At 66.5% G+C, this 13254-nt stretch carries 8 protein-coding genes; 6 read left to right on the top strand and 2 right to left on the bottom strand.

What is annotated here, in order from left to right:
* The first annotated feature begins 13 nt into the window (after positions 1–13).
* The 4 genes from ACZ50N_RS13325 (at position 14) to ACZ50N_RS13310 (ending at position 7125) form a co-directional block, all read left to right on the top strand.
* Positions 14–2200: a malate synthase G gene (locus tag ACZ50N_RS13325; protein WP_464473031.1), complete on the top strand. Its 2187-nt coding sequence runs from the start codon at positions 14–16 to the stop codon at positions 2198–2200.
* Positions 2201–2236: 36 nt separating this feature from the next.
* On the top strand, positions 2237–4129 hold the full coding sequence (locus ACZ50N_RS13320) for a substrate-binding domain-containing protein (RefSeq protein WP_464475578.1): 1893 nt from the start codon (positions 2237–2239) through the stop codon (positions 4127–4129).
* Between the two features lie 40 nt (positions 4130–4169).
* Complete coding sequence (locus ACZ50N_RS13315) at positions 4170–5774, top strand: peroxidase family protein (protein WP_464475577.1); 1605 nt, start codon at positions 4170–4172, stop codon at positions 5772–5774.
* Between the two features lie 172 nt (positions 5775–5946).
* Positions 5947–7125, top strand: a complete 1179-nt coding sequence (locus tag ACZ50N_RS13310) for an alkane 1-monooxygenase (RefSeq protein ID WP_046362919.1) — start codon at positions 5947–5949, stop codon at positions 7123–7125.
* On the opposite strand, the gene ACZ50N_RS13305 is transcribed toward ACZ50N_RS13310, so the two are convergent.
* The gene (locus ACZ50N_RS13305) at positions 7108–7959 is read right to left on the bottom strand and encodes an SDR family NAD(P)-dependent oxidoreductase (RefSeq protein ID WP_046362918.1); all 852 of its coding nucleotides are present in this window, start codon (positions 7957–7959) and stop codon (positions 7108–7110) included. The genes ACZ50N_RS13310 and ACZ50N_RS13305 overlap by 18 nt on opposite strands.
* A 29-nt stretch (positions 7960–7988) precedes the next feature.
* The gene (locus tag ACZ50N_RS13300; RefSeq protein ID WP_464475576.1) at positions 7989–9332 is read right to left on the bottom strand and encodes a PE-PPE domain-containing protein; all 1344 of its coding nucleotides are present in this window, start codon (positions 9330–9332) and stop codon (positions 7989–7991) included.
* A gap of 1010 nt (positions 9333–10342) precedes the next feature.
* Here ACZ50N_RS13300 and ACZ50N_RS13295 point away from each other — a divergent pair.
* Together ACZ50N_RS13295 and ACZ50N_RS13290 are read left to right on the top strand one after the other, a co-directional pair.
* Positions 10343–11551: a PE-PPE domain-containing protein gene (locus ACZ50N_RS13295; RefSeq protein WP_046362917.1), complete on the top strand. Its 1209-nt coding sequence runs from the start codon at positions 10343–10345 to the stop codon at positions 11549–11551.
* A gap of 175 nt (positions 11552–11726) precedes the next feature.
* Complete coding sequence (locus ACZ50N_RS13290) at positions 11727–13208, top strand: flavin-containing monooxygenase (protein WP_464475575.1); 1482 nt, start codon at positions 11727–11729, stop codon at positions 13206–13208.
* Positions 13209–13254 lie beyond the last annotated feature (46 nt).

Raw genomic sequence — 13254 nt, 5'->3', positions numbered from 1 at the left:
CGAGGGAGGAATCATGACCGAACGCGTGACGGTGGGTAACCTGCGCGTTGCCCCGGTGCTGTACGACTTCATCACCAACGAGGCGCTCGCGGGTACCGGTATCGATCCCGACACGTTCTGGTCCGGCGTGGACAAGGTGGTCGCCGACCTCACCCCCAAGAACCAGGAACTGCTCGCCCGCCGCGACGAACTGCAGGCCCAGATCGACCGGTGGCACCGGGCCCGCATCATCGGCGGGTTCGAAGCAGAGGAATACAAGCAGTTCCTCACCGACATCGGCTACCTCGAGCCCGAGCCGGCCGACTTCACGATCCGCACCGCAGGCGTCGACGACGAGATCACCAGCACCGCCGGCCCGCAGCTGGTGGTGCCGGTGCTGAACGCGCGATTCGCGCTCAACGCCGCCAATGCCCGGTGGGGCTCGCTGTACGACGCGCTCTACGGCACCGATGTGATCTCCAGCGAGGACGGGGCCGAGCCTGGCACGTCGTACAACAAGGTGCGCGGCGACAAGGTGATCGCCTACGCACGGAAGTTCCTCGACGGCGCTGCGCCGCTGGCGCAGGGCTCCTGGGCCGACATCACCGGACTGGCCGTCACCGACGGCGCCGTCACCGTCACGCTGGACGACGCCGAGGATGCCCTCGAGGACCCCGCGCAGTTCGTCGGCTACCTCGGCGAGCACGATGCCCCCACCGCGGTGCTGCTGGTGAACAACGGCCTGCACATCGAGATCCTCATCGACGCCGACTCCCCCATCGGGTCCACCGACAAGGCCGGCATCAAGGACGTCGTGCTGGAGTCGGCGATCACCACGATCATGGACTTCGAGGACTCGGTGGCCGCCGTCGACGCCGACGACAAGGTGCTGGGCTACCGCAACTGGCTCGGCCTCAACCGCGGTGACCTCTCCGAAGAGGTCAACAAGGGCGGCAAGACGTTCACCCGCGTGCTCAACGAGGACCGCACCTTCACCGGGCCGGACGGCGAAGAGATCTCGCTGCCCGGCCGCAGCCTGCTGTTCGTGCGCAACGTCGGTCACCTGATGACCAATGACGCGATCACCGATGCCGACGGCGCGGAGGTGCCCGAGGGCATCCAGGATGCGCTGTTCACCAGCCTGATCGGGATCCACGGCCTCCGCGACGACGACGGTAACGGCCCGCTGCTCAACAGCCGCACCGGCTCGATCTACATCGTGAAACCCAAGATGCACGGACCCGACGAGGTCGCCTTCACCTGCGAGCTGTTCAGCCGGGTCGAGGACGTGCTCGGCCTGCCGCAGAACACCATCAAGGTCGGCATCATGGACGAGGAGCGGCGCACCACGCTGAACCTCAAGGCCTGCATCAAGGCCGCCGCCGACCGGGTGGTGTTCATCAACACCGGCTTCCTGGACCGCACCGGCGACGAGATCCACACGTCGATGGAAGCGGGCCCGATGATCCGCAAGGGCGCGATGAAGTCGACCGCGTGGATCCAGGCCTACGAGAACCAGAACGTCGACATCGGGCTGGAGACCGGGCTCTCCGGTCGGGCGCAGATCGGCAAGGGCATGTGGGCGATGACCGATCTGATGGCCGACATGGTCGAGCAGAAGATCGGCCAGCCGAAGGCAGGCGCGACCACGGCCTGGGTGCCGTCGCCGACCGCGGCGACCCTGCACGCGATGCACTACCACGCCGTCGACGTGTTCGCGGTGCAGAAAGAACTGGAGGGCACGCGCCGCTCCAGCATCGACGACCTGCTCACGGTGCCGCTGGCCAAGGAGCTGGCGTGGGCGTCCGACGAGATCCGCGAGGAAGTGGACAACAACTGTCAGTCCATCCTCGGCTACGTGGTGCGCTGGATCGACGCGGGCGTCGGCTGCTCCAAGGTGCCCGACATCCACGACGTCGCGCTGATGGAGGACCGGGCCACGCTGCGCATCTCCAGCCAGCTGCTGGCGAACTGGCTGCGACACGGCGTGATCACCGCCGACGACGTCAAGTCCAGCCTGCGCCGGATGGCAGCCGTGGTCGACGAGCAGAACGCCGAAGACCCCGACTTCCGGCCCATGGCACCCGACCCGGAGGGCAGCATCGCGTTCCAGGCCGCCCAGGAACTCATCCTCGACGGCGGCGCGCAGCCCAACGGCTACACCGAGCCGATCCTGCATCGCCGCCGGCGCGAGTTCAAAGCCGCCGACGGCGCGCACTGATCTCCCGCGACAGACCAGGTCAACCACAAGGCAGGTATGGGACGTCACAGCCTCCCCGATCCCGACGACTCCGATTCGACCAGGCGCGGAGGACCTGCGCCCGACGAGTCGCAGACCGAACGCTTCGACGCGGCATCGCAGCCGGACGGACAGCGACCCGACGGACAGCGCAGCGGCGGCTGGGACAACGGTGAGTGGACCGGTAGCCACCGGGCCATCACCCCGGGTCGCCGCGGCCTCTCGGTCGGCGTCATCGTCGCCCTGATCAGCGTGGTGGTCATCGTCGGCGCCGTGATCCTGTGGCGCTTCTTCGGCGACGCACTGTCGAGCCGGTCGGACACGGCGGCCGCCCGCTGTGTCGAGGGCGAGGTCGCGGTCGCGGTCGTCGTCGATCCCGCGATCACCGAGCCCGTCACCGCGCTTGCCCAGCGATACAACGACACCGCCGAGCCCGTCGGCGACAAATGCGTGAAGGTCAACGTCACCGCCGGCGACTCCGACCAGGTGTTCAACGGCCTGTCCGGGGACTGGCCAGGCGACCTGGGGCAGCGCCCGGCCCTGTGGATCCCCGCCAGCTCGGCCTCTGAAGCACGGTTGGAGGCCAAGACCGGCCCGCGCACCGTCAGCGACAGCCGCTCCCTCGTCACGTCGCCGGTCGTGCTGGCCACCTCGCCGCAACTCGTGGACGCGCTCAAAGACCAGAACTGGGGCACGCTGCCGCGTCTGCAGACCGATCCTGCCGGCCTGGACGGGCTGGGGCTGCAGGGCTGGGGCGGACTCCGGCTCGCCCTGCCCCTGGGCCAGGACAGCGACGCGTCGTATTTGGCCGCCGAGGCGATCGCCGCCGAATCGGCACCCGCGGGCTCTCCGCCCAGCGCGGGGCTGGGCGCCGTCAGCACCCTGATGGCCGCGGCCCCCAAACTCGACGACGCCAACGTCGGCACAGCGCTCGACGCGCTCGTCGGCGCCGACAACGCGGCCACCGCGCGGGTGCACGCCGTGGTGACCACCGAGCAGGGACTGTTCCAGAAGGCCGCCGGCCTACCCGACGCCAAGACCAAGCTGGCGGCCTGGCTGCCGCCGGGGCCCACCGCGGTCGCCGACTTCCCCACCGTGTTGCTCTCCGGCGACTGGCTGGCCCAGGAGCAGGTATCGGCGGCCAGCGAGTTCGCCCGCTTCATGCGCAAGCCCGATCAACTCGCCGAGTTCGCCAAGGCCGGGTTCCGGGTGGACGGACAGCAGCCACCGGCCAGTGACGTGGTGGACTTCGTCCCGATCGGGACGCCGGTCGACCTGGGCGACAATGCGCTGCGCGCCACCATCGCCGACACGCTGGCCAGCCCGGCCGAGAGTCCGACCGTCACGGTGATGCTCGACCAGTCGATGCCCACCGACGAGGGCGGCAAGGCCCGGCTGAGCAATGTCGTGGACGCGCTGAAGGCGCGTCTGCAGGCCCTGCCCCCCGATTCCGGCGTGGGGCTGTGGACGTTCGACGGGGTGTCCGGACGCTCGGAAGTGCCGCTGGGTGCGCTGACCGACCAGGTGGACGGCCGGTCCCGCTCGGCAGCGTTGACCGCCGCGCTCGACGAGCAGTCGCCGTCGAACGGCGGTGCGGTGTCGTTCACCACGCTGCGGCTGGTCTACACCGATGCGTCGGCGAAGTACCGCCAGGGGCAGAAGAATTCGGTGCTCGTGATCACGGCCGGCCCGCACACCGACCAGTCGCTGGGTGCCGACGGGCTGCGGCAGTACATCAGCGGCGCGTTCAATCAGGCCACGCCCGTCGCGGTGAACGTGATCAATTTCGGCGACGACCCCGACCGGTCGACCTGGGAGGCGGTCTCTGCGACGACGGGCGGCACCTACCAGAACCTGTCCAGCTCGTCGGGTCCGGAACTGGCGTCGGCCATCGCGGCGATGATGGGCTGAGAACCTCCCGCACGCGCGGTCGGGCCGTATATTGACGTCCGTGACCAGGGGGTTCTGGCGTAAGAACGGCGTCTCGCACGGTGTCCGGATCCTGGCCACCACGAACTTCGCGCCGGTCTGGCGCGCGCTGCGCGCGAGGCCGCGGGTGTCCGAGCTGGTCAACCGGTGGCTCATCAACTCGCTGATCTACACGATGCCCACCCGAACCGGTGCGTTGAGCACCATGCAGGAGTGGATTTCCTGGGAGTCGCTGCACGACCGCGAATTCAGCCAGCGTCATCTGCCGCCGCTGCCCAGCTGCCCGGCCGACCTGCCCGCGCCGGCCACGGTGGCTCAGCTGTTCGCCCGTCCAGGCACGCAGTGCCCGGAGTCGCCGAAGTCGACGCTGCTCTTCCCGATCTTCGCGCAATGGTTCGTCGACGGATTCCTGCGCACCGACCCGTGCGACGACTTGCGAAACACCTCCACGCACGACATCGACCTGAGCCAGCTCTACGGCCAGACGTCCGACGTGACCCGGCTGCTGCGCGAGGGCACCGGCGGCCGGCTGAAGAGCCAACACATCCGCGGCAGGGAGTTCCCGCCATACCTGTGCGACCCCCACGGCACCGTGAGGCCCGAATTCGAAGGTCTGCACACCGAGTTCCGGGGGCGAGACGTCAAAGCCGAAGGTGGCGGCCGGGTCCCGGATGAATTGAAGCCGAAGCTTTTCGCGCTCGGGATCCCCCGCGGCAACATCCACTACGGCTTCGTGATGATGAGCACGCTGTTCCTGCGCGAGCACAACCGCATCGCCGGCCTGATCAGCGAGCGACACCCGGACTGGACCGACAACCAGGTGTTCGACACCACCCGCAACACGCTCACCGTGGTGCTGCTGAACATCGTCATCGAGGACTACATCAACCACATCACGCCGATCAAGTTCCCGCTGTTCGTGAAGCCCGGGATCGGCGCGAAAGAGAGGTGGTACCGGCAGAACTGGATGTCGGTCGAGTTCAATCTGCTCTATCGATGGCACTCCCTCGTGCCGACCGAGGTCACCGTCGGCGGGCAGCAGCGGCGCTTCGCCGACATGTGGTGGGACACCCGCCCGGTCACCGAGCACGGGCTGTCCGCGCTGTTCGACGAGGCGTCGCGGCAACCCTGCAGCACGATCGCCCTCGGCAACACCGACCCGAGCCTGCTCGCCATCGAGGAGAAGTCGATCAGGATCGGCCGCGACACCAGGCTGCAGCCCTACAACGCCTACCGGGAACTGTGTGGCTTCCCCGCGCTGACAACCATCGACGATCTGACCTCGGATCGGCGGATGCGCGAGCAGTTGACGGCGTGCTACGGCACCGATGGCACCGACGGGATGGACCGTGTCGAGCTGTTCGTCGGATTGTTCGCCGAAGACATCCGGCGCGGCAGCACGCTGCCGCCGCTGATGAGTGCAATGGTGGCCGTGGACGCCTTCTCCCAAGCGCTGACCAACCCATTGCTGGACCCCGGCGTGTACCGTGAAGCAACGTTCTCCACGGCCGGGTGCGAGGTGATCGACTCGACGACGACGCTGTCGGACGTCGTGCTGCGCAACATCTCCGGGGAAGCGTCCGCGCCGCGGGTGAGCCTGGAGCGGCACGGCAGGCACCCAAGCTAAGTTCGGTAGCGAGCAACTGCTCGAAAGGGGTCGGTGAGTAGTCTGACACGACTCGCTTCGCTCCCGAGATTGCCCACTGACGAGCAACAATGATATGACGGCGTTACCCGATCGACGCGTGGGGATGCGAAGATCAGCTAACAGTACGGCGATGAGGGGGAGCAAGCGCACGATGCCGACCCAACGGCCCGGCCACACCCGATCCACCGCTGCACCGCGCGACTGGCGCGACCGCAAGCGATACGTCTGGCTGCTCGGAATCGTGATCCCGATTCTGGTACCCGCCTCGTGGGCGGCCGTTTTGCTGACCGGCTCAGGACTGTTCTGGTGGTCGGGTCCGGCGATGATGCTGGTGATCATCCCCGCGATGGACTACCTGGTCGGACCGGACTCGGAGAACCCGCCGGACAGTGTGCTGGCGTACCTGGAGCAGGACCGCTACTACCGGTGGGCCACCTACCTCTACCTTCCCGCCCAATACCTGTCGCTGATGCTGGCGTGCTGGTTGTGGACCGGTGGTGGCGGCGTGACGATGACGCCGCCGGACAAGGTGGGATTGATGCTCACCGTCGGCGGGATCGGCGGTGTCGCGATCAACACTGCCCACGAACTCGGCCACCAGCGCGCCCGCTCGGAACGCTGGCTCAGCAAGGTCGCGCTTGCGCAGACCGGCTACGGCCACTTCTTCGTCGAACACAACCGGGGCCACCACGCGCGGGTGGCAACACCAGACGATCCGGCGAGCGCGCGCCTCGGCGAGAACGTCTACGCCTTCTACTGGCGCTCGATCCTGGGCAGCCTGCGATCGGCCTGGTCGCTGGAGAGCCGGCGGTTGCGCCGCCACGGGCGCCGGGTCTGGACGCTGCACAACGACGTGCTCAACGCATGGGTGATGACCGTCGTGCTGTTCGGCGCGCTGATCGCCGGTTTCGGGGTCCAGGTGGTGCCATGGCTGATCGGTCAGGCGCTGCTGGGCGTCTTGCTGCTCGAGACCATCAACTATCTGGAGCATTACGGCCTGCGCAGGCAGCGCCGCCGCGACGGCTGCTGGGAACCGGTGCGCCCGTCGCACAGCTGGAACAGCAACTCGGTGATCTCCAACGTGTTCCTCTTCCACCTGCAGCGGCACTCCGACCACCACGCCAACCCGCATCGCCGCTATCAGGCGCTGTGCCATGCCGACGAGGCCCCGCAGCTGCCGGCGGGTTACGCGGCCATGGTGGTGCTGGCCCTGTGCCCGCCGCTGTGGCGGTGGGTCATGGACCGCCGCGTGCGAGACCACTACCGAGGCGACATCCGACTGGCCGCGTTGCGGCCGCGCCAGGCGCAGCAGTTACTGCAGCGGGGCTGAGGCCACGTCGCGCGTGCGCTTGAGGGCGACTGCGGCCGTCTTCATCGACAGCGTCGGCGACAGACGCTCCAAGTACCACAGCGCTTTCCACCACCGCGGTACGACGATGATGGCCTGGTTGCGCAGCACACCGCGCAACGCCGCAGAGGCGAACTGGTCGGGTTCGATGGGCCGGAGCGCCTCACCGAGCTTGATCAGGCTCTCCCGGCTCAGCGTGCGATTGCGGCCGTATTCTCCGCCGGACAGGATCGGCGTGCGCACCACACCGGGGCACAGCACCGACACCTGCACGCCATGCGCGGCCGCTTCGACCCGCAACGTCTTCGACAGTGCGACGACGGCGTGCTTGGTGGCCGCGTAGCCCGCCTGGGCGGACGTGGTGATGAGGCCCGCCATCGAAGCCGTGTTGACGATGTGTCCGCTGCCCTGCGCGATCATCGTCGGGTAGGCGGCCTGCACGCCGTGGACGACTCCGCGCAGATTGACATCGATGATGTCGGTCCAGTCCTCGAGCGTGAGTGCGTCGACTTCGCCGCCGATTCCGATGCCGGCGTTGTTGAACAAGAAGTCGATGCGTCCACTGGTGCGTACGGTCTCGGCGATGGCGGCCTCGAACGCGGCGGCATCGCGGATGTCGAGCGCCACCGCGTGTGCGTTCGCGCCCGTGCTGCGCAGACGCTGGGCCACGTTTTCGGCGGTCTCGACCTGCCGGTCCGCGATCCACACGTCGGCACCCGCGGCGGCAAGCGCTTCCGACAGGGCGGCTCCGATTCCTGAAGCGCCGCCGGTGATGAAAGCGACCTTGCCCGTCAGCGCCGTGCCGTGTGATGCCACGCCCGAAGGATAACGGCCACGGCCCCGCGTCAGTCCGTCGAGTCGGTGCCGCCCCCGGTGGACGCCGAGGATGCCGCGCCCGCCTTGGCGGTCTCGCCCTTGTCAGACGCGCCCGCCGTGGCAGCCTTGTCCGCCTTCTCGGCCGCGGCGGCCTTGAGGATGCCGCGCAGCGGCATGCGGTGCTTGGCCCGCGGCGCGGCGGCACTGTCGGTGTCCCCACCCGCGTCAGACGCCTGGGTCGGCGAATCCGGTGACGTGTCCGGGGTGGTGGTCTCCCCCGCCTCGTCGTTGGGGGTCACCTCCGGCGCCGTCTCGGGCTGCGCGGCCCCGTCCTCGCCTGTCGCCGGCTTCTCGGTGGCTGTCTTGCCGGTGTCTGTCTTGCCGGTGTCGGCTGTTTCGGTGTCTGTCGTACCGGTGTCTGTCTTCTCGGCGTCGACGGCGCGGACCAGCGGGCGAGCGTCGGCGGTCGCGACGGACGGGGAGGCCTTTTCCGTCGCACCCGCCGCCACTTCGCCCAGCGTGGGCTTGCCCTCCAGCCAGGTCCGGTCGTAGGCCTTGTCGACGATCGCCCGTAGCTTCGGCTCGATGTCCGCCACCAGTGAGCCGAGCCCCATGTCGTAGAAGCCCTGGAGTAGCGGCAGATGCTCGGTCGGCACGTAGACGTAGGTCGTCTTGCCCTCTTTCCAGACGATGTTGTCGGGATCGTCGAGATCGACCTGGTCGTAGCGCAGGTGCACGTAGACGAACGCGGCGACTCCGTTGGCCACTGCGAGCAGGTTGAACGGGTTCGTCGGGAAGTCGGCGATCGGGTCGTATTCCCCGGCGACGTCGATGACGTCGTACTGCGTGTCGGTCGGGGTCCGCAACAAATCACCCCAGAACCAGCCGTTGACCCCGCCGTACTTACGTCCGCCGTTGCCGAGCAACACGAACGACAGATCCTCTGGCGCGGGCGCGTCCTTGTCCTTGGCGTGATCCTGCAACCACACCGACGCGATGCGCGCTCCCCCGCTGAAGGCGTACACGATCTTGGGGTCGGTTCCGACGTGGTCGATCGCCCAGTCCAGGCGCGCGACGTTCTCCTTCACGCCGAATTCGATCGGGCCGTAGGGCTGAATCCAGTCGTAACGGACCTCTTTGCACACCTTCGGCGCCTCGCAGAGGGCACCGCCGAGATTGTCGGCCATGTCCCAGGGCGTGGGTCCGTGATGCAGGACTGTGGCGGGTCCCGGCGGGATCACCGAGGACGCGACCGACTCGGCTGCCGCCGCTGCCGCCGCGGCGGGCATCGCCCCGCCGCCGAACGTCAGCGGTAGCGTTGCCGCGATCGGCAGTGCCGCTGCGGTCATCACTGCCTTGGTCGTTCGTTTCACGCCACGTTCCTTCCAGAGAAGACGGCCATGCGGTCGCCAGATGACGGGACAAGTGCTGGGGGGTGGAGCGGTACAACCGAGTGGTCGAGCGACCGGAGCGCGGGGGTTCGTGGCCATTGCCTGAGGGCCACGACGGCGCTTCTGCGCTGACAGGTACCGGCGCGTCGACCGCCGCGGACGTTACCGTATGCAACGACTTTTTGCGTGGCTACACAGCAAACTCAGCACCAATGAAATCGGGCCGCTGGCTGCATTTTGCGCCAACGTGGCTATCCCGATGTCGTCACCGTGCCGGGTGTAGCCGCCGCGCGGAGCCCGTGACCGTACCCGGCTCCCACGCCGCTGGCTTGCTCAAAAGCACTGTCGGACAGCAGATTTGAGCGGCAGACGAGACCGTCGCGGTCGGAGTCGCTGGCCGCCGCGAAACCGCCCGGCAAGCTCGCGAACGGTTGCTGGCTGGCAGGACCTGTCACATGGGTTTGCTCTCCGGGCCGAGTTTCTTACTCCGAAGTCAGTTCTGCCATTCGCGTTCGCATCCGTGGTGCCGAACGCGCGGACGGGCCGCGAGGCAATGTTCACCAGCCGGCCAACTGCCCGCAAAGGTGTGCTGGAGGTGATGGTACAGACCAAAAATTTTTTTTAGCCACTCAGGTGTCAGCTACGTCTCGAAGCCATTCTCTACAAAAACAGAGATTGCGCAAGTTACGCTATTGTGATTTTTGCCGACACCGTCAGTGTTTCTCCTGTCAATCCCAAGAAAGTCGAGTAAAGAGGCAATAAGCTAACTCTGTGGTCTGAACCGGAGCCTTTTCCTGACGTCGCTGATATAAATTCTCTACTTTGGTAGAGAACAGATAAATGGTTGGTAACAGCAATACAACTGCACTTTGCTTGAATTGCGTTTGTTGGAAATATGCCGTTTTTGCTACGAAGTGGTTTACGGACGCGCAATATGCTCATGTCGCGCCGATCACGGCGAGTCGAGAATCGTTTCAATTCGGGGAGATGTCATGAAGAACACCATTCGCAAAGCCGGTGTTGCCTGTGGCACCGCTTTTGCCTCTATCGCGATAGCGCTGACCACCGCCACCGGAGCCAGTGCGGTGAGCACCGCGGTGATCATCGGCGGGATCAAGATCAAGTCGATGGACGACACGTTGATGAAGCCGCTGCTCGAGGGCGCGTTCAAAAACGATGTTCGAACGTCGGTGACGTGGCCGGCCGAGGCCGGGCCCTACTCGGGCAAGGGCGACATGACACTCGGTGCGTCCATTCGCATCGGCATCCCGAATCTGGACGCTGCAATCGACACCGCCGTCGGCAATCTGTCGGCTCCCGGCGACAAGGTCACCGTCGTCGGACTGTCGGCCGGCTCGCTCGTGGTCAACGAGGTGATGCGCCAGTGGATGGAAGAGGGCACGATGCCCGATCCCTCGAAGGTGACGTTCATCGTCGTCGAGGATTCCAGCCGCCAGCAGCTGATCAAGGACGCCAAGTACAGCTCCAAGTACGACTACACCTACCAGCCTCCCCCCGTCACACCGTTCAACGTCCTCGTGATCACCGGTGAGTACGACGGCATGGCCGACATGCCCGATCGCCCGTGGAATTTCCTGGCGATGGCCAACGCGATGGCCGGCTCGATCGTCGTGCACGTCCCCGTCATGTACACGACCTCGATGGCGGAGCTGGAAGCGCTCAAGGGAACCAAGTACTACACGGAGACCGTCAACGCCAAGGGCGGCGTCACCGAGCACTACCTGGTGCCCACCACGACGCTGCCGCTGGTGCAGCTGATGCCGTGGCTCAAGCCCAAGGAGGCCGAGCTCAAGGCAAAGATCGACAAGGGTTACAGCCGTAACGATCCGGTCACCCCGACGGTCAAGGTCGCCGCGCTCACCGCACCCGAGGTCACGGCTGTTGCAGAGACCTCCTCCGATGCCGGCAGCACGAAGGGTGAGGAAGCCTCAGCCGGACAGGCCCAGCCGGAGCCGAAGGTGACGGCACAGGATCGTCGCGATGCACGGGCCGAGGCTCGGGCAGAGGCCAAGGCCCAGCGGGCCGAGGCCAAGGCGGCTCGCGCCGAGGCCAGGGCCACCGCCAAGGCGGAGGCGGCTGCCAAGCGCGAAGCACGGAAGGCGGCCCGCCAGCAGGCCGCCGCGGGCGACTCGTCGTCCGATGGATCTGGGTCGTCTGACTCCTCCGGCTCCTCGGAGTAAGCCCTCCCCGGAACTCGAGGTTGCCTGAAGCTTTCAGACACCCGCCCGAAGCCCCGGCCTCACGGTCGGGGCTTCGTGGTGTCCGGGGCGGCTGCGACGACGAGCGAACCGGTGGCTGGGCGGCCTAAACTGCAGTCGCCGAAGACCCATTTGCTGTGAGGTAGCGTTGATGTCCATGGATTCCCCGCAGTACGACGCGATCGTCGTGGGCGCCGGTTTCGGCGGAATGGGTGCCGCGATCCAGCTCAAGAAGATGGGTTACGACAACCTCTTGATCGTGGATCGTGAAAACGACCTGGGTGGGACGTGGCACGTCAACCACTACCCCGGATTGGCCGTCGACATCCCGTCGCCGACCTATTCCTACTGGTTCGAGCCCAATCCCCGGTGGTCCCGGCTCTACGCTCCGGGTTCGGAGCTCAAGGAGTACGCCGACCACGTCGCCGACAAGTACGACGTGCGCCGGCACATGCGCTTCAATGCACCGGTCGACGGTGCGCGATGGGACGAGGAGAACGAGCTCTGGCAGGTCACCCTGTCCGACGGTGAGACGCTGACCTCACGCTTTCTCGTCACCGCGACCGGCTACCTGTCGCAGCCGCGCAATCCCGACATCCCCGGCATCGACGACTTCGCCGGGCGGATCCTCCACAGCATGGACTGGGATGACGACTACAACCCGGCGGGCGAGCGCATCGGTCTGATCGGAACCGGCGCCACGGCGGTGCAGCTGATCCCCGAGCTGTCCAAGACCGCGGCCGACCTGACGGTCTATCAGCGCACCCCGATCCACGTCGTGCCGAAGATGGATTTCGCGATCCCGCCGGTCGTTCGTCGACTGTTTGCCCGTGTTCCGTTGCTGCAGCGCCTGTTCCGCTTCACCACGGACGCCAATCTCGAGGTGATGATGATCCTGTCGGTCATCAACTACAAGTACTTCCGGCAGCTCAACGTCTTCGCGTCGTATCTGTCGCAATGGCATCGGTTCATGTCCATTCGCGACAAGAGCCTTCGAAAGAAGTTGACCCCCGACTACGACTTCGGATGCAAGCGGCCCACCTATTCGAACTCGTACTACAAGACGCTGGCCAAACCGCACGTACACCTGCAGACCGCCGGCATCGAACGGGTCGTCTCCGACGGCATCGTCGCCTGCGACGGCACCAAGACGCCGATCGACACGCTGGTCCTGTGCACCGGCTTCGACATCTGGGAAGCCAATATCCCGGCCATCGAACTGATCGGCCGCGACGCCCGCAATCTCGGTAAGTGGTGGCGCGACAACGGGTTCCAGTCGTATCAGGGCGTCACGGTGCCCGCGTTCCCCAACCTCTTCATGCTGGCCGGGCCCTATGCATCCAGCGGTCTGTCGTACTTCAACACGATGGAGTACCAGATGCGGCACATGGACCGGCTCTTCGGTGAACTGCAGCGGCGCGGTGCACGCGTCTTCGAGGTAACCGAGCAAGCGAATACGGAGTTCCGGGAACGGATGTCGGCGAAGTTGGGCAAGACCGTGTTCCGCCAGGGCGATTGCGCGCGGTCCCGGTCGTACTACTTCAGCCCCAGCGGGGAGACCCTCGTGCGGCCCGCGTCGACGAACGAAACCAACCGCGAGAACGAGAGTTTCCCGCTCAGCCACTACGCCTTCGCCTGACGCCGCAGGTCAGGATCGGTTTCCCCGGTTCCTGTGAACCTGTTGG

The sequence above is a fragment of the Mycolicibacterium obuense genome (assembly GCF_055397605.1).
Note: the sequence above shows the minus strand (reverse complement) of the source record. Positions and strands in the feature narration are given on the sequence as shown.